Origin of the sequence: Bacillus cereus group sp. BfR-BA-01522 (genome assembly GCF_022662635.1) — a bacterium.
Lineage (GTDB): Bacteria > Bacillota > Bacilli > Bacillales > Bacillaceae_G > Bacillus_A > Bacillus_A cytotoxicus.
In genome coordinates, this window is the sequence record NZ_JAKUDY010000011.1 from 117,182 (window position 1) to 141,477 (window position 24,296).

The following is a 24,296-nucleotide window of genomic DNA, read 5'->3' on the forward strand; positions in this document are numbered from 1 at the left end:
AATGAGATAAGCCCCTTTAGAGATTTCTAAAGGGGCTTATCTTATGATTATTGCTTAAACTTAAACATTTCACCACTTAAATTGGAGTCACTATATACAAACAAGACCATATTAATATTGTTGTCTTTTATGTATTGGTAAACATCTTTTTCGTGATAGTGACGTAAATCTAGTATTGATGTATGTTTAAAGTTTTGGGCGAAGTGCGGTATGATCGCATTTGCAAATGAGTCTTTTAAAATTAAAATACGGGTATTGTTTGGTGCATCATGATTTTCAAAGATAATTTCCGGATAATCGTTTGTGTAATACCCTGCGTATGATGTTGTGCCCTTTTGTTTTTCTGTACCATATAGTTCATCTAGTGAATGATAAATTGTGCCATTTGCATCTTTGACCGTAACACTTGTGAAGTGGAAGCCACCCTTTGGTGTGTAATAGCATAGTTTTTCACCTGTTGCATCGATGAGCTGATACAATTGGTTATTAAAGCTACCAACGAGATGCTTGTTTTTTGCACATACTCGCGTGTAATCTTCTCGCTTCACTTCTTTTCCTATATATATAGAAGATTCTTGTTTTATCGTATTCATAATGTATTGGTAGCCTAGAAAGGCACCATCCATATTCCAGTGATGATCTGTTTTAAAATACATATCTTGTATTTCTTTTTGTGTATATTGTTTCTGAAAATGTTCCATAATTTTAATTGGTTTTACATCCGCTGGAAGTTGATTTAAAAAGTATTGTAAATTTTCCTTCGCATATGTTTGAATGTGAGAAGGTAATTTAAATGATAAGGCGTTCGTTTTAGACGGCGGCAGTGCAAAGTAAAACTCAATATTTTGTTCTTTCAGAAACTGAGACAATTCTCGAATCCTTGGCATTGACTTGTCAATTTCTTTATATTTTGTTGTCCATGCCGGATTTTTTAAGAGCCATTTATCATCGGTAAGAATGATATCGTTAATGAGAGACTTGTCCATTTTGATCTGGGCAAGCGTATAGGTTTTTATGAGCTCATCTCGGCCCACTAATTGATCGTTTGTATATGCTTCGAAATCTTTAAAGAAATTGCCCGACACAATCGATTCTTTTGTCAGGACAGGTTTTTGAGCAAGTTGACGATTTTCAACAGGTGAAATCGCACGATCTGTTTTCAGCAATGATATAATTCCAAATGAAAGGATAATGGTGAGAAAACCGATACAAAGAACAAAGTTCCCCAATTTTTTCATAATTACTTTTCCTTCCTTTATAAGTTAGAACCTAAAATAAATAAATGGATTATATGTCGAATTAACGAGATACATAATCGAAATCATAAATAATGTGAGTAATATAATTGGACGTGCAATTTGCATAGAAAATGCATACGTCTTTGGCGCAAGTTCGAGTACGTTTTGAATGCGCATTAAAATTGGTGTTGCTGCAATGAAGGCAATGAGAAAGACAAGACCATATTCATGTAAGTATAACATCGTGTTATCATCTGTTAGTGGATGATGAAGACCGATCATTGATTGTAAGTATTGGAACGAGTACGCAAAATTGTCAGCGCGAAAAAAGACCCATCCAATCATAACAAGTAATAATACATACATATGTTGCAGCGGTTTCCATAGTTTTTGTAACAGTTTTTCAAGACCTGCTTTTTCAATCGAAATAATCAATCCGTAATATAATCCCCAAGCAAGGAACGTCCAACTTGCACCATGCCATAAACCAGTGAGCCCCCAAACGATACATACATTTCGATAGTTGGCTAGTTTAGAGACGCGATTTCCCCCGAGCGGGATATATACATAATCGCGAAACCAAGAACCGAGTGTAATATGCCATCTTCTCCAAAATTCCGAAATAGATTTTGAAATGTATGGGTAATGGAAATTGCGAGGGAAATCAAATCCGAACATTTTCCCAAGTCCAATTGCCATATCAGAGTATCCACTAAAATCGAAATAAATTTGTAGTGTATAGGCAATAATGCCAATCCATGCTGTGCCGACACCTATTTCTGAAGGAGGAAGGGCAAAAATTTTATCAGCAACAAATCCAACTTGATTGGCGATTAAAACTTTCTTTGCTAGTCCAAGAATAAAGATTTGAATGCCTTCTGTAAATTTTTCAAAAGAATGAATGCGCGATTTTATTTGTTCCGCAACGATATTGTATCGAACGATTGGCCCAGCAATGAGCTGCGGGAAAATCGAGATATACAATGCTAAATCGAGCGGATTTTTTTGAACCTTTCCATCTTTACGGTATATATCAATGACATAAGACATTGCTTGGAACGTATAGAATGAGATTCCAATTGGTAATGGAACAGGATCGATATGAATCGATAGGTTCAATGTTTGATTGACAATGTCAGCAAAGAAGGAAATATACTTAAAATAAGCAAGAAGTAAAATATTACCGATAATCGCCATAATTAAAAAGGTGATTTTCATATTTTTATGCTGCTCATAACGATGTACGAGTAAACCGAAGCAGTAGTTTAATAGGATGGAGAAGAGCATTAAGAAAACAAAACGTGGTTCTCCCCATGCGTAAAAGAGTAAACTAAATGCTAGTAATACGAAGTTCCGTAATGCAGCCCGCACAATAAAATAGAAAAATAATACTAAGGGTAAAAAGATAAATAAGAAAACAGTACTACTAAATACCAAGCTATTCTCCTCACTTTTTATAAAATACATTCTATTAGAACAGATTGAAAGAATTATTACTCATTTTATCTTCCAAAAAGCGACATATCTATTATATATTTTTTCTCATAAAAGTGCCTTTAATATTTTATCATTTTAATAATTCAATTAAAATGGGAGGAGGGTGAATCATGAAATAAGTTTCACTTCATATGTCATATTTTATATGTGCGGAATCCCTTTGACACCCACTATTTGGATAAGATAAGATGATAAAGTGTGATTCGTTTAGAAGGGAAGAGATGGTGTGTTATTTAACTCATTTGAGTTTATTTTTTTATTTTTACCAATCGCGTTTCTTTTATATTTTTTATTAAATAGATTTGGATATGTGACATTGGCAAAGGTATGGCTTGTGCTTGCATCGCTATTTTTCTATAGTTATTGGAATGTAAAGTATTTGCCGCTTATGTTAGTATCGCTTATTGTGAACTATTTTATTGGGATGCACCTTGTGCAGCATAGAAGTAAAGTGCTGTTAACGGTTGGTTTACTGTTTAATATCGGAATGCTTAGTTATTTTAAGTATTATGATTTCTTTTTAGAAAATGTAAACGAACTATTTGGAACGCATTTTACATTGTTATCATTAACATTACCGCTTGCGATTAGTTTTTATACGTTCCAAAAGATTGCTTTTTTAGTAGATACATATCACGGAGAAACAGAAGCATGTCATTTTCTTGATTATGCGTTGTTTATTACGTTTTTCCCTCAATTGATTGCAGGTCCAATTGTGCATCATGCACAAATTATGCCGCAATTTATGGATCGTGAGAAGAAGCGTTGGCAATCGAAGTACCTTGTGCTGGGGATATTCGTATTTGCAATTGGGATTTTTAAAAAAGTTGGGATTGCAGATGTGCTATCACCTCTTGTTCGGGAAGGATTTGATGTACAACCGAGTTTAACGTTTGTTGAAGCATGGCTATCGTCACTTGCTTTTACATTTCAACTGTATTTTGACTTTAGCGGGTATAGCGATATGGCAATTGGAATCGCTTTACTGTTCAATATTACATTGCCGCAAAACTTCAATTCACCGTATAAAGCAGTGAATATACAGGATTTTTGGCATCGCTGGCATATGACACTCAGTCAATTTTTAACGAAATATGTATATATTTCATTAGGTGGGAATCGTAAAGGCGTAACGCGAACGTATGTAAACATTATGATTGTCTTTTTAATTAGTGGTCTTTGGCACGGCGCTGGTTGGACCTTTATTTTCTGGGGATTTTTGCACGGGGCTGCTTCAGTGATTCATCGTTTATGGAGAAAGATGGGCGGGTGTATGCCGCCGTGGGCTGGTTGGCTGATTACATTCCTATTTATTAATATAACTTGGGTGTTTTTCCGTGCTACATCGTGGCATGATGCGATAAAAGTATTAAAAGGTATGATTGGCTTAAATGGATTTGAACTAGCAAACAGTGTGTTTCCTGCATTTATATTGCAGAAAATGCAGTTTTTGGCGCAGTATAGTATTTCGTTTACAGAAAGTTATCAAGTATCACAATTAGACCGGACGATGGTCGTTTATATTTTGGGTGCGTTATGTATTAGTTTCTTCTTAAAGAATTCTATTCAGTTAAGAGATACGTTTCGACCTCACATATGGAATGCAGTATTTACAGCAATATTGCTTGTATATAGCGTGCTACATTTAACAAGTATTAGTGAGTTTTTATATTTTAATTTCTAGGTGGGGAATATGAAAAACAAACATTGGCTTATTGTCGTTTCTGCATTTGTTTTCATTCCGCTTATTGGGGTAGGGATATTTAATAGCTATATTGATTCCCTTTGGATATTCCCTCATAAAAATAAGTGGAATAATGTTCAGTTTGGATTTAATGAGAGACAGCAAAAAACAAACTACATATCATATCGTCCGTTTCCTTACGATAGTATTATATTGGGAAGCAGCCGAACGACATTTATTAACCAGCATGATTTCACTGGATTACATGCATTTAACTATGCGGTTAGTAGTATGGATCCGCGTGAATATGATGCATATATTGAATATGCAAAGGAACAAAAGGGAAGTGAATTATCATCTATTGTGATTGGCTTAGATTTTCTTGGAACGAATGGAAACCGAGAGATTGGTTTTGATAAGCCAAACGTGTATATCGATCAGGCACGGAGCTGGTTATATCCAATTAAATCGTATGTGAGTACAGATGGGATTACCTATTCTTTACAGACAATTAAGACATCTATCCATCAGAGTACAGATATTGATCGATATAATCGTGATAATATAAAGAAAATGCGTGAGTATACGAAAGAAGAAAGAGATGCACAAATTCAAGCACAAGTTGATAAATTTAGTAGGGAAATCTATGGTGGGAATTATGAATATCAAAATATGAAAGAAATATTAGGTACTGTAAAAGCTCATAATCCAAATACGAAGTTTTATATTTTTACAACGCCTGTTTCTGAGCCACTTTTTCGGACGATGATTCAGTCTGGCAGATGGGAAGAGTATAAAAGATGGCTTCATGACGTTGTTGATGTATTTGGAGAAGTGCAACACTTTATGTATATAAACTCTGTTACAACAAACTTGGACAACTATATGGATGGACATCATTTCCGGCCAGAAGTGGGGAAAATGATTGCACATAAAGTTGTCAATAAAGAAGATCATACGATTCCAAAAGATTTTGGGATTGTGATTACAAAAGATAATATTGATGAAGTGTTAGATCGAATTTATGCATCTATACAACAGTAAAAAGCAGCATCTAGGGATGCTGCTTTTTGATTGAACATTAGAAATTATTCCGCTCGTAAATCAACAATTAAGTATGCAAGAATGACTACAAAGAAAATGCTAACAGATGGTGCAGTTAATACGTGACCGGACATAAAGCCGATGCCAAGCGATAAGAGAATGGTGCTAGCAAGCAGCGTATATTTTACAGTCAGCATTTGTTTGAAGTTTGCAAGGAAACGGATTAGTAATCGGACTCCAAAGTATAGAAGCGGTATGAAGTAAATGAGAAAGCCAACGATTCCGAAAGCAAAGAATATATCGTGAAAATCCATCTCGATTAACTTGATTTTTTTTGTATAGTTTCCAGCGTATCCCATACCAAATAGTTTCTGTGACAGGGGTGCTTCTTTATAATATCTTTGGTATACCTTTAAGAATTTATCTCGGTCGCTATAGATTAAGCTCTTTACTTCAGAATCTGTCAGTTCACCTTGCGCATGTTTTTTCGCTTCGTCCGGATCTTCTTTTACTACTTTTCCTTCTTTTCGTTCCTGCTCTTCTCGTAACGCTTTTTTGTATTCATATATTTGCAAATGTATGCCCATATTTTTTGCGATTGGAGTTAGCGGCGTAAGCACACCTAATCCTGCTAGTACAACGAGCGCAACAATTGTATTTACGAGCTGAGGGAATCCCTTCCCTTCCTTTTTCCGGTTCATCATATATTCAATAAATGAAAAGAAAAGGGCTATGCCTAATGTAACAACAATTGCGCCATAACCAACTTTTGTTCCAACCATAATGCTTGCATACATGGCTAACAGTGTTGGAATCCAGTAGTATATTTTTGAAAATGAAGTGGTTTTATGTATAGAGTAAAGGACAACGATTGGGAACATAATGGCGAAAATAGCACTTAAGTCATTTCCGGCAAAGAACCATCCTCTTGAACCAATCTTTGAATGTGGATAGCTTGGGAAATCTGTTCCCGTTGCCATCGATACAATCATGACAATACTTAAAATAATTGTTGTATATAAGAAATAGGTAATCAGTTTGTTGTATGTATCTGTTTGATCCTTTAATTCTTTAAAGACGATAATATATCCAAACAATAATACAAATGGATATACACTCTTTAAAATGAACTTCACTTCTTCGCTAAATGAAACAGGTGATTTTACGATCATATTGTTGATTAGGCCAATTCCCAAAACAATTCCAAGTAAGATCAAATAAATAATATACTTTCTATTTCCAGGCTTCTTTATATGAAAAAGAAGATACCCTAGTGCAAGAAGCATAAAAGCAAAACGGACTACAACTCCGACTGTCGCACTCATGTGTAATATGTAGATTGAAAAAGATGTTAGTAAATCTAAAATTGGTTGAAACACAATGAATAGTAACAGGAAATGTGGGAAGTAGTTATCCGTTTGTTTCAACTTGTTAACCATGTTTTCCTCCATTTCTTCATTCCTTTATTGCAGCGTGATTTTCCGCTGCTCATAACAGCCTTTCATCTATTGTAAGGCGAATGAATTTCTATATGATTTTGGTACATCAAACTTAAGAATACACTATTTCATTCTAATGGTAAATAGAAGGGAAGAGGTGAAGAATCTCTTTGAACTCCATTATTTTTCTTCGCAATCATTCGTTTTATACAAGAAAACATACAAAATTTGCCTTTATTAGACAGAAAATTAGGGAAAAAGAAGGGTTTTGTAGCTCTTTTCTATAAGTATAGAAGTATAATCATTGGACAAGAGAGAGGGGTATATAATGGAAGTAAAAAGCAAAGCAGAATCTGTTGTTGTGAAATATGAAGGACGTGTTGCAACAGTGATGGTCAATCGTCCTGAAGTATTAAATGCGTTAGATGAGCCTACCTTAAGAGAATTACGAAAAAAACTGAAAGAAGTGGCAGAAAGTCCTGCTCACATTGTCGTATTATGCGGAAATGGCCGTGGTTTTTCTGCAGGTGGGGATATTAAATCCATGCTTTCTAGCAACGATGAAAGTAAATTTGACGACATTATGAATACGATTTCGGAAATTGTTATTACGTTATATACAATGCCAAAGCTTGTGATTAGTGCAATTCATGGTCCAACGGCAGGCCTTGGACTAAGCATTGCGTTAACAGCGGATTATGTGCTAGCAGATATTTCATCTATTATTGCGATGAATTTCATTGGAATTGCGCTGATTCCAGATGGCGGAGGACATTTCTTCTTACAAAAACGACTTGGTGAAAATGTGGCCAAGCAAATCATTTGGGAAGGGAAAAAACTATCGGCAACGGAAGCGTTAGATCTCGGTTTAATTGATGAAGTAATCGGGGAAAACTTCCAAGGGGCTGTAAAACAAAAAATCAATGAGTGGTTGCAAAAGCCAATTCAAGCAATGATTCAAACGAAACAAATTTTATGTGAATTCAATCGCTCAAGTCTGGAACGAACACTAGCACTTGAAAAGCGTGGACAATATGCAATGAGAAAAACAGCCGATCATAAAGAGGGAATTGCTGCGTTTTTAGAAAAGCGTTCCCCAATCTTTAAAGGAGAATAAAAAGGAAGAAAGTGCTAGCACATTTTAGTATAATTGTGTTAGCACTTTTTTAGGAGAAATAGATGAAAAAATAAAAGAAAAAGTATAATGGTGATTACGCTTTTCATCGTTATGTATGTTATATTGCATAGTTCAAAAGATTGTAAGGAATGAGAGGAAGGCAAAGAGACGATGGCAACATATAATAAGTTAGTAAGAGATCGTGTTCCAGAAAAGATTTTAATGTCTGGAAAAACATATACAGCACAAACATTAACAGGGCAAGCCTACATACAAGCATTAGCGAAAATTGGAACGGAAGAACTTCGTGAATTTGCTTCGATGAAGGAGCGGGAACATGCGCTTGATTCACTTGCTGATGCATTAGAGGTTATCATTGCATTAGCGCGTGCAGAAGGGGCAACGTTCCAAGACATCGAACGCATTCGGAAACAAAAAGAAACGGAGCGCGGAGGATTCGAAAAAGGAATCTACCTTCTTGATGTTTCTGAGGAATAGTGTAATAGAAAAAGCACAGCTTTTAGGAATGGCTGTGCTTTTTTTAATATGTTTGTTTCCTATGTAGAGACTCATCATGAAAAGGACTGCGGTGAATATCCATCCTACAGAAATGGCGATAGAAGTACCGATATGCAGGCATAATAAAGATGATAATATCCAAATTAAAAGTATTTCTTCATGTTTTTTTGTAAATTTCACAGGGTTTCCTCTTTTTTCATTTGACTGTTATATTTTACGATAATTGTAGAATTCGAAACAAGATATATAGAAGATGAGTAGAGGTTTTATGAGTATTTCGGTATACTGAATATTAGGAAAAAAAGAGGAGGAATGACAGTGGCACATCAAACAAAAGAAACGATGGAGCTGATCAAGCAGCTCGTTTCAATTCCAAGTCCATCTGGAAATACAGGGAAAATTATAAGCTTTATTGAAAACTATGTGAAGGAATGGAATGTAGAGACGAAACGAAATCATAAGGGAGCTCTTATTCTGACGCTAAAAGGAAAGAATGAGTTGCGGCACCGTTTAGTAACAGCGCATGTCGATACGTTAGGGGCGATGGTAAAAGAGATTAAAGCGGATGGCCGCCTTCGTTTATCGATGATTGGTGGATTTCGCTGGAATTCGGTGGAAGGAGAATATTGTGAGATTGAAACATCGAGCGGAAAAACGTATACCGGGACAATTTTAATGCACCAAACATCGGTTCATGTATATAAGGATGCAGGAGAAGCGAAACGTGATGAGAAAAATATTGAAGTCCGCATTGATGAACGAGTATCTTCAGCGGATGAGGTGCGTGCATTAGGAATTGAAGTAGGAAATTTTGTTTCATTTGATCCGCGCGTGCAAATTACAGAAAGTGGATACATAAAGTCGCGTCATTTAGATGATAAAGTAAGTGTCGGGATTCTATTACAACTTATAAAACGATTACAAGAAGAAAAGGTGATATTACCATATACAACGCATTTCTTAATTTCTAATAATGAAGAAATTGGTTATGGAGGAAATTCTAATATTCCAGAAGAAACGGTAGAATATTTAGCAGTCGATATGGGAGCGTTAGGAGATGGACAAGCTTCAGATGAATATACGGTATCCATTTGTGCGAAAGATTCTAGCGGTCCGTATCATTATGGCTTACGCAAGCATCTAGTAGAACTTGCAAAAGAAAACAAGATTGAATATAAAGTAGATATTTATCCATATTACGGCTCAGATGCTTCAGCAGCGATTCGAGCTGGATTCGATATAAAACATGCGTTAATTGGAGCCGGAATTGATTCATCTCATGCGTTTGAACGTACACATGAAAGCTCAATTGCACATACAGAAGCGCTTGTTTATGCCTATGTGTTATCACCGATGGTAGGAGAGTAATCAATCGTTGAAAAAGGTGAGTGGTATTTCAGTACTACTCACTTTTTTTGATGTTTCCAAGGAGTATATTTTAAAAATATGTTTACTATAATATTTTAATAATGTAAACTATTATAGTTGACATATTTTGGGTGATTAGTAGAACGAATATTTTACAATGAAAATGAGAGATTTTGAGGGGAGAAGGATTGACTTATGAATTACAGAAAAGTTGTTGCGGGCATTCTGACAGCTGCGGTATTATCTTGTCCAACAAGCAGTTTGGCTGCGGGAAAAAGCTTTCCAGACGTGCCGACATGGGCACAAGATTCAGTGAACTATTTAGTTGCAAAGAATGTACTGGATGGAAAGCCAGATGGGACGTTTGCACCGATTGAAGAGATTGACCGTGGATCGGCAGCTAAATTATTAGCGAGTGTTCTTGGATTAGATGTGAACAAAGAGGCAAAACCATCGTTTACAGATGCGCAAAATCATTGGGCAGCTCCCTATATTGCAGCAGTAGAAAAAGCTGGGATTATTGTTGGGGAAGGGAATGGGAAATTCAATCCAACAGGTAAAATCAATCGAGCTTCCATGGCGACGATGCTTGTTAAAGCTTATGCTTTAGAAGGGAAAGTTATTGGAGAAATCCCAAATCAATTTGATGACATAAAAGATCACTGGGGCAGAAAAAATGTGAACATTCTAGCGGCTTTAGAGATTTCTAAAGGAAAAGGAAATGTTTGGGACCCAGAAGGTCAAGTAACACGAGCTGAAGCAGTTCAATTTATTGCGAAAACAGATATGAGAAAAGAAGATACATCTAAAAGAATGTATATGGATAGACCATTTATCACGTATCATCAGCCATCCCTTTCATCTGGTATTACATCTAATCAACATAAACCACAAATTATTGAAGTAAAAGAACAGCGAAAAGACGGCTGGATGAAGATTGTAACAAGTACAGGTGATAAATGGACGCCATTACATGAGAAAACAGAGTATATCGGTGAATCATTTACTACGTATCAAGAAGCATCTCACAAATCTACGATATTAGGGAAATACGGCCCACAAACTGTAACAATTATGGAGGAAAGTGGAGACTGGATTCGCATTCGTACAAATGCTGGTTTTCAATGGTTAGATAAAAAGCAATTAAATCCTCCAAAACAAGCAAACTTCCTAGAAGGGAAAGCAATTATCATTGATCCAGGTCACGGTGATCCGGATCCAGGGAAAGACAGTTTATATATGGAAGAAAGTAAAATTGTGTTGGATACATCGAAACGAGTAAAGGCACTGTTTGAGAAGAAAACACCATTTACTGTTTTGTTAACACGTGAAGGAGATGCGAGACCAGGAAGCAGTGCAGCGGATTCCCTAAAAAAACGGGTAGAATTTGCACAAAGAAATAAAGCCGATATCTTTGTAAGTATTCATGGTAATGCATATAACGGACAAGCTAATGGAACAGAGACATTTTATTATAACTCTAAAACAAAAAGAACAAACCCACATGTAGATGAAAGCTACATGTTAGCTCAAAAAATTCAAAAACGCCTTGTTGCGGCACTTGGAACACGCGATCGAGGTGTACAACACAAAGACTTATACGTGACCCGTGAAAATACAATGCCGGCTGTATTAACAGAACTAGCATTTGTTGATAACAAGATCGAGGGTGAAAAACTAGCTCAGCCAGAGTGGAGACAACGTGCTGCTGAAGCAATTTATGCTGGTATTTTAGATTATTATGAGTGGAAGGGTAACGATGTGTCAGCTTATCGTTAATATACAAGTTTGATAGAAAAAGAGAGTGTGTCTATGAGTGATAGACACACTCTCTTTTTTATAGTGAAAAGGTAATTTTATATTTTTATATCTAAATGATACGTTTCTGTAATTAATATTTAAATATTAATTAATGTTATTCATATTTACTCAAATTAATAAATGGAATACACTAAATTAGGTACTATTTTAATAAATGAGATTTTGAGAATGAGAAGATTTGAGAGGAGAAACTAGCGAATGAAATACGGAGTAATCGCAGCTGGAATTTTGGCAGCTAACTTATTCACTTATCCATTAAGCACCTCAGCAGCAGGAAAAACATTTCCAGATGTACCAAGCTGGGCACAACAATCAGTTAACTATTTAGTGGAGAAACATGCACTTGATGGAAAACCAGATGGAACCTTTTCACCATCAGAAGAAATTGACCGTGGTTCAGCTGCAAAGTTAATAGCTATGGTACTAGGCTTACAGATTAATAAAGAAGCAAAACCTTCATTCCAAGATGCTAAACATCATTGGGCAGCTCCATATATTGCGGCGGTTGAAAAAGCTGGTGTCATTAAAGGAGATGGGAGCGGTCACTTTAACCCATCAAAAAACATTGATCGTGCTTCCATGGCATCTATGCTTGTTGAAGCTTATAAGCTAAATAATAGAATTATTGGTAATTTACCAACGCAATTTGCTGATTTAAAAGGGCATTGGGGTGAGAAACAAGCGAATATATTAGTTGCATTAGGGATTTCAAAGGGTACTGGTGATGGATGGAAACCAAATGGTATTGTGACGCGCGCAGAAGCAGCGCAATTTATCGCACAAACGGATATGCAAAAAGCAGATACATCAAAAAGAATGTACATGAACAGATATTTCATTACATATCATCAGCCATCCTTATCATCAGGGATTACATCAAATCAGCATGCACCGCAAATGATTGTGGTAAAAGAAGAGCGAGAAGATGGTTGGCTGAAAATTGTAACGGATAAAGGCGATAAATGGACACCATTACAGGAAAAGAAAGAAACAATTCATAGCGCGTTTACTACATATCAAGAAGCATCACATTCATCGAAAATACTAGGTACATATGCACCGCAAACAGTAACAGTTATAGAAGAAAGCGGAAGCTGGATTCGCATTCGGACAAGCTCTGGTTTTCAATGGGTTGATAAAAATCAATTAAATCCGCCAAAGCAAGATAACTTCTTGGAAGGAAAGGCGATTATTATTGATCCAGGTCATGGCGGAGTCGATCCAGGTCATACAGGCGTAAATATGGACGAAAGTAAAATTGTATTAGATACAGCGCTACGTGTACAGAAATTATTTGAACAAAAAACGCCATTTACTGTATTGCTAACACATGATACAGATGTACGACCAGGAACAGATGCAAAAGATTCTCTGAGAAAACGAGTGGAATTTGCACAACAAAATAATGGAGATATCTTTGTAAGTATTCACGGTAACGGTTTTGACGGAACGGCTCACGGCACAGAAACTTACTACTACAGATCAGCAACACGTGCAACAAATCCATATGTAGATGAGAGTCGTTTACTAGCCGAAAAAATCCAAAGTCGTCTTGTAAGTGCACTGGGAACACGCGACAGAGGAGTTAAAGAAGGGGATCTATACGTAGTTCGTGAAAATACAATGCCAGCTGTATTAACAGAACTAGGATTTGTAGACAATCAAATAGAAGGTGAGAAACTATCTTCACCAGAATGGAGACAGCGTGCTGCTGAAGCAATCTACGCTGGTATCCTAGACTATTACGAAGCAAAAGGACATAACGTTTCTGCTTATCGTTAAAAAAAGAAATTACTGAAAAAGTCCTTATCGTTTAAAAAGTGAAAGTTTCCTCGATGAAGTCGAGGAAACTTTCACTTTTTTATTATGAAGATTTTTTCTATATTTTTTTGTAGGTAGCTCCTTGCATATCCCGCTTTACACACGTATATAAACTCGAGTTTATCATCTTTTTGAGATATACCTTGTGTAATATGGGATTTCATTTTGATCTAAATTGAATGGAGATTCGTTCGCATATTACATATTTCTTTTCTTTGAATAAGCAGAATCTCCAAATCTGTCTTACGTCTTTTCTCTTGCTGTAATGCTCTGTTCAAACGTTCAAGTCTATATTTTTATATAGAATCAAAAAAGGAAAGGAAGAAAACTCCCTTTAACAAAAGGAAAATATTATGTAAATATAAGTTATTTATTTAGTATCATGTATTTGTACGGGAATTGATATGATTTTAGGGTAGGTATAAATATTTTTAAATAGTAAATTTATCTTTAACTCTCTGTAAAAAAATGATTCCTATATGAATAGAGATATTGAAGAAAGAGGAAGTGATGGGTTTTTTAAATGTTTCTTCTGTTATTTATGAAAGAGGCAAAATTATGAATTTCAAACAGGACTTGAATTCAGTCATTATTTGTAAGTGTAGATGAAGAAATCCATTTCTACAAGACCTACCCTTTATTAGATTGTCCAATAGACAAATATGGTTCGTGTAACGATCGCTTTAATTCGGGGTAAACATATAGAAAAATATGTAAAAACACAAAAGTCGAGAATGTAAGTTTGCTACCGAATGAAATGATTTCATCAAGTCTAGTAGAACAATTCGATTTAAGTATGATACAAGAAATTTTTTTCATGGAATATGAGCGAAATGATGCTGTTATGTTTCTTTTATCTTTATATTGCAGTGAATAACTTAACAAACAAGTGAATTTTCAATTTTCTTGTTTAGCAGGGAGGGATATTGTGAAAGAACGTTTAGAACAATTACTTATAAGTAAGAACACTTCTTTAATAGAAGAAATTATGCAGTATCAATCATGTGAAATTGCTAAAGAGATAGAAAGATTTCCGCTTAGTAAACAAGTCGAATTAATGGATATTTTTCCGGTGAATGAAAGCATTCAAATTATGAAATACTTGATTCCTGATCAGCAATATAGTATTTTAATAAATCTACCTAAATTTAAAACGAAAATTATAATGAATACAAAACCTAATCGTGACCTAATCGATTTTTTATTAGCCATCCATTCAACACAACGAAAGGAAATGATGCATTATCTAGATGGCAATGTAAAAAAAGATATCCATAATTTAATAAGTTTGAATGCCAATAATATGAGAGGACTATTAGAAAACGACTATATATCAATTAGAGAAGCGTGGTCAGTGAAAAGAGCTTTTTCTCATATTAGAAAAACTGCTACAGACATAAAATATTTTTCGAATATATACATAGTTGATAATTATGGGTATCTTAACGGAGTTGTTTCTATTCATAAATTGTTATCAGCAGATGATGATGTGCTAGTTTCGGATATAATGATTCGAAAAGTAGTTACTGCACAAATAGATGAAGATTCGCAATCTATATTAAAGCGGTTAACAAGCATGAATGTATCAGAGCTGCCTGTAGTTACTAAGGATCATCGTTTAATTGGAAGCGTAGCTCTTAATGGAGCAATATACTCTACTGAGAATCATCATATCGAAAATACTTACAAGTTAGATTACTACCAGTCATCTCATCAGCCTTACTTGAATAGTTCAATCTGGAGCATTTATTGGAAACGTATCCCGTGGTTACTTGTCCTATTCATAGCTGAGGCATATACAAGTACTGTTATATCCTATTACGAAGAAGTCATTGCACACGTCGTTGCTCTTTCCTTTTTTATTCCATTATTAATTGGTACTGGCGGGAATACAGGTACTCAAGTTGTTACGACGCTTGTCTGTGCACTAAAAGTAGAAGAAATAAAATTTAAAGATATTTTCCATGTTATGAAGAAAGAAATATTAGTAGGTATATTTCTTGGTTTTACACTTGGAGGAGCTGCGTTGATTCGAGCATATACACTTGGTATGGGACAAGAGATTGCAAAAGTTGTAGCTATTTCAGCACTTTTTGTTGTAATATGGTCTTCTTTTGTAGCGTCAGTATTACCATTAATTCTTAATAAATTAAAATTAGATGCTACTGTTATTTCGGGTCCTTTCATAACGACACTTGTTGATGGGACGGGACTCATTATTTACTTTACAGTTGCTAAGATTTATTTGAATATTTGAATAAAATGGTAGGGGGTTCGTAATTTTTAACGGTATTAAAAATTAATGGAGGTAGAGACAATGAAGGAATTTGTAAAGCAAATTGACTACGCTTTACTACTCCCACTGGTATTGGTATCTACATTAGGGATTATAATGTTGTACAGTGCTAGTTCTATAGTTGCAATTACCCATTATGAACTTCCCAGTCATTACTTTTTTCAGTCGCAATTACACAAATTATTAATAGGTGGAGTATATTTGTTTATATGTATGTTTATTCCTTTTAAGTTTTGGAAAAAGAGGTTTATTTCAGTATGTATCGTAGTTTTTAGTATTACTTTACTTTGCTTAGTTTTGTGGAAGGGGAAAGTTGTAAATAATGCGCAATCTTGGATATTTGGAATACAGCCTGCAGAATTTACTAAATTGGGTATGATTATTGTAGTGGCTCGTTTTTTTGCGATTCGTCAAGAACTGGGAAAACCGTATTGGGAGGGAATTGGGAAAATCATTTTATTTCTCTCTGTTATCTTTTTTTTAATATATAAACAGCCTAATCTAGGTTCAGCGTTGTTAATTGTCGCAACAAGCTTTTCTATTTTTTTCTGTTCAGGTATAAGTATTAAATATTTAATAAAAAGAATTTTATTCACATCTGTTTTGACAGTGCCGATTCTATACGCTTTTATTAAATATGGCTTATCTGAAGTGCAAATGAAACGAATCACGACGATTTTAAATCCATTTGATGACCCACAAACAAGTGGATATCAACTCATTAATTCGTTTATTGCAATTGGATCGGGGGGGATAATTGGAAGCGGATTCGGTAATAGTATCCAAAAACGTGGATTCTTACCTGAGCCACATACAGACTTTATAATGGCCATTATATCTGAAGAGCTTGGCTTTATAGGGGTATTCCTCATTTTAATGGGACTGTTGCTACTAGTCATTCGCGCTTTGCGAATTTCTCAAAAGTGTCCAGATTTGTTTGGGAGCTTGTTAGCAATTGGAATTGGATGTATGATTGGAATACAGACAATTGTGAATTTGGGAGGGATTACAGGAATTATTCCTCTTACGGGTACACCGCTACCCTTTGTCAGCTTCGGAGGAAGTTCTTTCATAACCAATTTAATTGCGGTAGGAATATTAATGAATATATCAAAATCCACTAGACTTCATAATGATATGTTCTCTTCAAACGGTACGAATGCTTAGAACAGTCAGATTCACGCCTTAGGATGCAGAAAGAAACAAGGAATAACCAAGAAAACCCCGCAGATTAAAGCGTTACTGATCGGGCACGCATATTGGTCATCAGAACGGAAAAGAAGAAAAATTAAAGCCATACTAAGATTAGTAGCACAGATTATGGTTATGGTCTGTGCTACTATTTTTTGTAGTAGAAGTGAAGAATAGGCTGTGGAGAAAGTATTCTCCACAGCCTGGGAAATAAGAGTTGATTAATCTATTCGTTCATATGGTAAGTTCTTACGATACCGCCTGTCTGTCTTTCTCTAAATGAGTATCCTCCCAACACTCTGTGTTTTTTAAGTTAGGGATAGAACTTGCACGGAAAATTGGATCTTTTCCAGCTTTTCTTTGTTTTATATAGTCTGCTAAAGTCGCATATACAAACTTGCTAAGAAGTGTAATCGCAATTAAATTTGTAAATACCATTAGTCCCATAAATAAATCAGCCATATTCCAAACTGTTTGAAGTGTTGCGACGGACCCGAATAGTATCATTCCAACAACTGCAATACGATAAATCAGTAACCATAGTTTACTTTCTTTAATGAACGCAATATTTGTTTCACCATAATAGTAATTGCCTAGTAATGAACTAAAAGCAAATAAGAAAATAATAATGGCTAAGAAACTGCTTGCCCATGGACCAATTTGTGAACTTAATGCGTTTTGAGTTAATTCAATACCTTCCAAGTTTGTTGCTTTATATGCCCCAGAGCACAATACGATAAACGCCGTTGAGGTACATACTAAGAATGTATCTACAAAAACGCCGAGTGCTTGAATAAATCCTTGTTTTGCAGGGTGTGACACATCTGATGTTGCGGCAGCGTTTGGAGAACTTCCCATACCAGCTTCCGTCGCGAATAAACCGCGCTGAATCCCATACTTCATTGCGGCCCCGATACCACCGCCGATCGCTTGCTCTAAACCAAAAGCACCTTTAAATATTTCTGAGAAAACATCTGGCAATACATAGTAATTTTTAATGACAACAAAAACGGCAACACCGATATAAACGATTGCCATTGGAGGAACGATTGTTTCAGAAATACGTGCAATACTTTTAATACCACCAAAAATAATAATCGCAACTAATACAGCTAATATAATCCCTATTACATAACGTTCCACACCGAAAGCATTTTTAAATGCTAATGTGACTGTATTGGCTTGTACAGAGTTGAAAATTAAGCCGTAAGTAACGGTAATGAGGAGTGAGAACCAAACGCCCATCCAGCGCTTCTTTAAACCTCTTTCCATGTAATAAGCAGGACCTCCGCGAAACCTGCTTCCGTCTTTTACTTTATAAATTTGTGCAAGCGTACATTCTACAAAGCTTGTAGCTGCGCCGATAATTGCGATGAACCACATCCAAAATACGGCCCCAGGTCCTCCCATTGAAATCGCGAGTGCCACACCAGCTAAGTTTCCGATTCCAATGCGAGCTGCTGCACTTAAACAAAATGCCTGGAATGCAGATATACTACCTTTTTTCTTTGTTTTTCCGCTAAATCCATTACTTACTAATCGTATCATTTCGCCAAAATGGCTAATTTGTACAAATTTTAATCTAAAAGAAAAATAAAGCCCAAGTCCGATTAACATTGCAAGAAGAATATATGTCCATAGAATGTTATTCGTCATCCCAAGAAATCTACTAAAGGTTTCTATCATATAATGCACTTCCTTTTCTAGTTATAAGAAAAGTATATTCAAAAAATATAAGAGAATCAAATTCTGAATAAAATTAGCTAAAAAAGCGGTAATATATTAATTTTTATAATTATTTTGTTTTTAATAAATAATTATAAAATTCGGTTAAATTAAAATTTCCTCTCGATTGATATCTTTGAAAAAGTGCGAATCTGTTATGACTTTTCGGATATACCACACTAAAAAAAGTATGTGCATAAGAATGTAGAAGTATACAAACTTGAAGCAATTGGATGAAGAAGGTAAAGAAATAAACGAGGAATTAGATAAAGAGTCAAAAGAATGGTTTTTGGCTTTTTGGAGATACTCCTTATGAAATGTATTTAGGGAATGTTTTAAAAAGAGGAAAGAGTATTTTGCACCATTGAATGCAGCTTCGATATGAGAATGTTTCCGAGACTCGGTTTAAATACTTACATTTTAGAGAGAAGCTGAAATAGAGCAAGTTATATTGTAAGTTTGCGCGTATGCTACAATAAAAGAAGTATGTGGCATAAGGAAGTGGAAGCATGGATGAATTACAATTTTTTCAATCTTATATTGTGAAAAGTGCAGAAAAGATAGATCATGTATATATACGTAAAGAACATAATATCACTATTGTCCCCATTATAAAACAAACTGCGCGTAAAGTTGTCAAAACAGCTGAAATTTTTCTCGGTGAAGGGAAAGGGTTGGATGTTTCTACTCATATTATGAAAATGTTTTATTCCCCTAATGTAAAGAAAAAGGAAAATGATGTTTTAAAATGGTTAACTGTACATGAAATGGTTGACTATATAGAGCGCGGCATTTTAATAAAAGAAGTTCGTTTTAAAAAGGATGGGAAGACGGTTGAATCGATTATATATCGAATGGGATATGGATTATTTTTATATATTGAAAAGAAACGAAAGTTAGAGAAGAAGGAAGAGGAAGAGATGCTTCGGCAATGGATAGAAGAAAAACAGACGCTTCCAGTGTATACAAATGAATATACGGAAAAGTTATGGCGTGTTTTACATGATCTGGAATGTAAAATAAAACAAGAAGTATCTATTTTAGCTGAAAAACGTTGGTCTTTTCATAAAGTATGTCTATTTTTAAAATTTTTAATCGCTTTGTATAAAATGAGCTGTGAGAAACGAGCGTTTGATTGGAAGGAAATCGGTGCCATGTACTACCGAAGTATTGGTGGTTCCAAAAAGTTCGATCCATATTACGATTCACAATGGTGGAAGGTCGGCTGGAATGTGGGTCGATGCTCCTAGATAGTTAACTAAAAAAAGAGGTAAAAACATGAAAATAAAACAGGATACTATTGTAAAACCATTACCTTCAGAAGAGTTAATAAAAAACATGGAAATTTTTGGAGATTAAAACTACCAGGTTCATTTTTGGATTTTATTAAAATGTATAATGGTGCAGAAGTTGAAGAAGCTACATTTGTATGTGATAATCGCAGTTATGCGATAGAAAGGTTTTTATGTATGCTGGATGACATTGAAAATAACCCTAAAGGAATCTATGATATTGATGTTGTATTTTCACAGATAGAGGAAAGATTAACTGATAATGAAGATTTATTAGGTGCAGAGGTATTACCAATAGCTAATATATTTGCAGGGGATTTTGTATGCTTGGATTTTAGAGAAAATAAAGAGAATCCATCGGTGTGTGTATGGTCTCATGAAGAGTCAGGAGAGTTCGAACCAGTGTTTTATAAAGTAGTAGATAACTTTACTGAGTTTTTAGAGGTACTACAATAAAACTTGGTACAATGACTTTGTAAGTAATATAACAAGATTTAATATGTGGTATTAAAGTTAAAGACATATAAGAAAAGTGAAGAAAAAGAATGAATAAGCTGTTAAAAAGTAAGTACTCCATGATGGTTGTACCATTATAGAGTATTACGTGCAATGATAGAATAGAAAATAAAGTACGAGCTTAGGCGAGATGACATTTTACTGTGCGATGAATATAAAGACACGGCAATCAAGCGGAACGAGACATACGCCCTGTAAAATTACGACAAACAATGAGCGGTTCGTTCCGAAGTGAATATGGTGCTCGCAACTTTTTACGAATTAGAAGTTATATGAGTACGATCAAAAAACAAGGGAAATCTATCTTTCAATGTACCAAAGAGTGGATTGAAACAGGAGAGTTAGAGTTTTCCCATCTCAAGCTTAGGGGTAACGCTTCGTAGCGATTACCTCTATTTGTCTTGTGTTTTTAACTATAGGCTGAGTAGGTACATAAAAGATAAGAGAACAGCATTAACTTTTCGTTTTAAAATTGTATAATATAGTTCTGGTGATTTATTGATTTTAGGTTTCGGAGGGAATTATGAGTGAATATTAATGAGTTGCAAAAAGTAGACAAACGTACTATAAAGATTTGGAATATAGGAGATACCATTAAGTTTCTTATATTTACCGCATTTATTGTAGTGGTACAGTGCATTTTAAAGGATTATAAATTTGTACAAAAGCTTTGTTTAGTAGGATATTTCGCAAATGTGGGGCTTTATATTCAAAATATCTTTTTTAATTATCTTCTATTTAAAAATAAGTTATATAAAATAACAGAAGAAAATATTTGCATCTATAAAAAAGGAATGATTAATGAAGAAATCCGGATTCCTATCTTTCGCGTTCAGCATATGAACATTTCTCAAACATACATATCAAGGTGGTTTGAATTATATGAATTAACAGTGTATACCGCAGGTGATTGCAACACTATTGGATTTATTTCCAAAGAAGTAGCTGATGATATTATGCAACAGGTTCAGCAGTTTCTTCACGGAAAGGAGGATATGAATGCACCAAAAATTGAGAATGCGTAATCATCCTATCGAATTATTGTATATTAACTTTACGAAAATTAAGGATCATCTATATCCGCTACTTACAACACTTATTGCTACATTAGGGATTAATGGGAAATGGGAGAGGTTCGCTTATTACGGTTTTGCAATTTTTGTAAGCTATATCCTGTTGAAATCATTTTTGATTTGGAAAAATAATGTATTTATCTTTTATGAAGATATACTTTCTGTGAGAGAAGGGGTATGGAGTAAAGAATATAGCGATATACATTATACTAAGGTTAAATCAATCAGTATAGATCGTACGTTTGTGAAAAGAATACTAAACGTATCCAATGTTAATATAGAAACAGTTGGTGGCGACACAATTCAAATAGTTGTTTCCAATAAAAAGTTATCTTACATAAAGAGTATATTAAACCGGCATATTAACGAAGTTGCAAAAGAAACGCAAAATACAAATTTCTTTAAGCTAAAAGATTATATATTAATAACGACAACGAATTTTAAACTCTTCTGGGGTTCTATTCTACTAACCTTAACTACATCCCAACAACTAATTAAGTATTTAGGACTTGGAGAAAATCCAGAAAAAAATAAGGGACAAGAAAACTTGTTTTCCTTTGATTTTACAGAAGATAGTATACATATAAATTTAAGTCAAGACTTTAAGAATGATATTCAAGGACTCTTGCTTTCAAGCGGAACTGTTAAAACAATACTATCTTTTATTTTGGTTATTTTTATCATAATTATGATAGCTTGGTGTATATCAATAATCATTACGTTCTTTACGTATAAAAATTTCAAGGTTCAAAGAAGTACATTTGGTATTGATATTTCATATGGGTTAATTGATAAAAAAGAGGTATCTATTGCAAAACACGATATTAGAGCAGTTGAAATTGTTCAACCATGGATCTATCGTTTGTTTGGATATAGTAAAATACATTTACAACTTATTGGAAATAGCTCTAGAAAATCGAAAATTGTTCTTATCCCGTCGATTCAAAGTAGTGAAGTATCATCATTATTCAAAAAATATTTGCCTGATTTTTCAATGCCCAAATGTATAGAGAAAGTACATACTATTGCATTTTTAAAACCAGCAGCAGTTAAAGTCATAAAGATTGGATTGCTTATGCTTGTATTATGGTTATTCACAAATCTTCAAGTGAAATATGGGGTATTACTTTGCCTATACATCTTTGGAATGGAATTTCTAAAAAATAAACAGAAAGGTTTTTCTTTTGAAGAAAAACAAATTACTATTCAAACTATTAGAAGTGGTACTGTCCGTAAGGTTATTTATTTGAAAAAATTTATAGAAACTACAGGTGTATCAGAAAATACTTTAGAAAGAAAATTAAACCTGGCTACGTATGAAATAGCTGTCTTTTCGGAAAGAGTAAATGATGTTAGAAAAATCCGTTGTGCTACAAATATTTATAAGAAGAAATTTTTAGAATACCTTGAACAACATAAAGAGGGAAATTTAGTGAAAGATATTTGAGTGTTTTTCTTACCTTGCTGGTTAGGATATTGAGGTGGGAAACAATAACTCAATTAAAAGCAACAAACGAAGTATTTTTTGTTCGTATATGGGTAAAAAAGGAAGAAGCTGTCTCCTAAAGAGGCAGCTTCTTTTATATTATCGACTTGAGTCAGTTGAGCCTGAGAAAGGCGAAACATAAATCCCCCGCTATGCGGTGGAAAATAGAAGTTATAAAAAAACTCACTTTCAGTTTTATAATAGAGAGTGCTCAAGTCTTTGTAAGAAGGAAGGAAAGTGAGCATCTTTCGCTAGCTAATAAAGCGAATAGTTTGCACACACAAAATGGATATGTAAGTACCATGTAGTCTTCACTCCAAAGTGTAGACGAAAAATAATTTACAATCCATATAGAAAGAGTGTTGAAGAATTTTTAAGAACGTTATGTAAATATAAAGGGGTAGAAATTATAGAGGGTCATTTGATGCTAGATCATGTGTATATGTTGGTGAGTATCCCACCCAAGCTATCTGTTTTAAGTTTTATGGGATATCTAAAAGGAATTTGATAAACATGCAAACTTAAAATATAAATTTGGAAATAGGCATTTTGGGATAGAAGGATATGATGTGAGTACAGTGGAATGGAATGAAGCAACAATAAAAAAATATATTCAGGACCAAGAGAAACTATTTTTTGATAGAATATTCATACGATACTTTTATGTTCAAAATTCTGAAAATAACCATAAGACAGATTATACATAAAGTATTGAAAAATAATTATTTCATCGAAATGAATAAAGGAGGTAAAACATGAGTAATCTAGAAAATTTCCATTTCTATTAAAAAAGGGAAGCAATAAAATAGCGAAAATGGCTGATATCTATAGACCAGCTACAATCGTTGTGAACTATACACTTGAAGAAATGATAAAAAAAGACGAGGAATTACAAAAAATATGAGAAGTTCTTGAATAATCAGGATACGGAAGTAGGGGATGGAAAAGAGATGGATGTGCATTATAAGTCAAAGCATTGGCAACAAATGAAAGATGGGATCAATGAGATTACAAAAGATGCAATCCCGAACTTACGGCAAGCAGATGAACTTTTAGAGGATATACAAGAGAGAATACAAGACTTAGATTCAGATAGATGTATTGATTTCTATCATAGAAAACAAGAAAAGAAAATAAATACATTACTTGAGGATTATACAACGCTGCAA

At 34.4% G+C, this 24,296-nt stretch carries 16 protein-coding genes and 3 pseudogenes; 15 read left to right on the forward strand and 4 right to left on the reverse strand.

Translation table 11 applies throughout. The annotated features are described in order from the left end of the window. Positions 1-47: 47 nt before the first annotated feature. Positions 48-1,238, reverse strand: coding sequence for a secondary cell wall polysaccharide O-acetyltransferase PatB1 (patB1, locus tag MR059_RS15980; RefSeq protein WP_011983817.1), 1,191 nt, complete (start codon positions 1,236-1,238; stop codon positions 48-50). 24 nt (positions 1,239-1,262) lie between these two features. Continuing rightward, a complete protein-coding gene (locus MR059_RS15985) occupies positions 1,263-2,675 on the reverse strand; it encodes an MBOAT family O-acyltransferase (protein ID WP_011983818.1) in 1,413 nt (470 codons plus the stop codon). 286 nt (positions 2,676-2,961) lie between these two features. On the opposite strand from MR059_RS15985, the gene MR059_RS15990 reads away from it, so the two are divergent. Continuing rightward, positions 2,962-4,419, forward strand: coding sequence for an MBOAT family O-acyltransferase (locus tag MR059_RS15990; RefSeq protein WP_242161892.1), 1,458 nt, complete (start codon positions 2,962-2,964; stop codon positions 4,417-4,419). A 9-nt stretch (positions 4,420-4,428) separates the two neighbouring features. Beyond that, positions 4,429-5,463: a BTB/POZ domain-containing protein gene (locus MR059_RS15995; RefSeq protein WP_011983820.1), complete on the forward strand. Its 1,035-nt coding sequence runs from the start codon at positions 4,429-4,431 to the stop codon at positions 5,461-5,463. A gap of 44 nt (positions 5,464-5,507) precedes the next feature. On the opposite strand, the gene MR059_RS16000 is transcribed toward MR059_RS15995, so the two are convergent. Then, a complete protein-coding gene (locus MR059_RS16000) occupies positions 5,508-6,902 on the reverse strand; it encodes an O-antigen ligase family protein (RefSeq protein WP_011983821.1) in 1,395 nt (464 codons plus the stop codon). Between the two features lie 328 nt (positions 6,903-7,230). Between MR059_RS16000 and MR059_RS16005 the strand changes: the two genes are divergently transcribed. From MR059_RS16005 to MR059_RS16035, 7 genes are all read left to right on the forward strand, one after another. Continuing rightward, positions 7,231-8,019, forward strand: coding sequence for an enoyl-CoA hydratase (locus tag MR059_RS16005; RefSeq protein WP_048723133.1), 789 nt, complete (start codon positions 7,231-7,233; stop codon positions 8,017-8,019). A 171-nt stretch (positions 8,020-8,190) separates the two neighbouring features. Then, a complete protein-coding gene (locus MR059_RS16010; protein WP_011983823.1) occupies positions 8,191-8,517 on the forward strand; it encodes a nucleoside triphosphate pyrophosphohydrolase in 327 nt (108 codons plus the stop codon). Positions 8,518-8,856: 339 nt separating this feature from the next. After that, positions 8,857-9,906: a M42 family metallopeptidase gene (locus MR059_RS16015; protein WP_011983824.1), complete on the forward strand. Its 1,050-nt coding sequence runs from the start codon at positions 8,857-8,859 to the stop codon at positions 9,904-9,906. Positions 9,907-10,101: 195 nt separating this feature from the next. Then, the gene (locus MR059_RS16020; RefSeq protein ID WP_011983825.1) at positions 10,102-11,685 is read left to right on the forward strand and encodes an N-acetylmuramoyl-L-alanine amidase; all 1,584 of its coding nucleotides are present in this window, start codon (positions 10,102-10,104) and stop codon (positions 11,683-11,685) included. Between the two features lie 240 nt (positions 11,686-11,925). Beyond that, positions 11,926-13,509 carry an N-acetylmuramoyl-L-alanine amidase gene (locus MR059_RS16025; RefSeq protein WP_048723130.1) on the forward strand — a complete coding sequence of 528 codons (1,584 nt, stop codon included), beginning with the start codon at positions 11,926-11,928 and terminating at the stop codon, positions 13,507-13,509. Between the two features lie 967 nt (positions 13,510-14,476). Continuing rightward, positions 14,477-15,805 carry a magnesium transporter gene (mgtE, locus tag MR059_RS16030; RefSeq protein WP_011983827.1) on the forward strand — a complete coding sequence of 443 codons (1,329 nt, stop codon included), beginning with the start codon at positions 14,477-14,479 and terminating at the stop codon, positions 15,803-15,805. Positions 15,806-15,865: 60 nt separating this feature from the next. Continuing rightward, complete coding sequence (locus tag MR059_RS16035) at positions 15,866-17,011, forward strand: FtsW/RodA/SpoVE family cell cycle protein (RefSeq protein ID WP_011983828.1); 1,146 nt, start codon at positions 15,866-15,868, stop codon at positions 17,009-17,011. Between the two features lie 273 nt (positions 17,012-17,284). On the opposite strand, the gene MR059_RS16040 is transcribed toward MR059_RS16035, so the two are convergent. Continuing rightward, a complete protein-coding gene (locus MR059_RS16040) occupies positions 17,285-18,721 on the reverse strand; it encodes an alanine/glycine:cation symporter family protein (protein WP_011983829.1) in 1,437 nt (478 codons plus the stop codon). A gap of 548 nt (positions 18,722-19,269) precedes the next feature. Between MR059_RS16040 and MR059_RS16045 the strand changes: the two genes are divergently transcribed. The 6 genes and pseudogenes from MR059_RS16045 to MR059_RS16075 all read left to right on the forward strand — a co-directional run. Next, positions 19,270-20,010, forward strand: coding sequence for a hypothetical protein (locus MR059_RS16045; RefSeq protein ID WP_011983830.1), 741 nt, complete (start codon positions 19,270-19,272; stop codon positions 20,008-20,010). A 28-nt stretch (positions 20,011-20,038) separates the two neighbouring features. Then, positions 20,039-20,508 (forward strand): annotated as a pseudogene (locus tag MR059_RS16050) (SMI1/KNR4 family protein). Between the two features lie 587 nt (positions 20,509-21,095). Beyond that, positions 21,096-21,593 carry a PH domain-containing protein gene (locus tag MR059_RS16060; protein WP_011983832.1) on the forward strand — a complete coding sequence of 166 codons (498 nt, stop codon included), beginning with the start codon at positions 21,096-21,098 and terminating at the stop codon, positions 21,591-21,593. Then, complete coding sequence (locus MR059_RS16065) at positions 21,568-23,088, forward strand: PH domain-containing protein (RefSeq protein ID WP_011983833.1); 1,521 nt, start codon at positions 21,568-21,570, stop codon at positions 23,086-23,088. Before MR059_RS16060 ends, MR059_RS16065 begins: the two co-directional genes overlap by 26 nt. Before the next feature lie 328 nt (positions 23,089-23,416). Further along, positions 23,417-23,834: pseudogene (gene tnpA, locus MR059_RS16070) on the forward strand (IS200/IS605 family transposase). Positions 23,835-24,038: 204 nt separating this feature from the next. Next, positions 24,039-24,296, forward strand: a pseudogene (locus MR059_RS16075) (hypothetical protein); the annotation flags it as partial.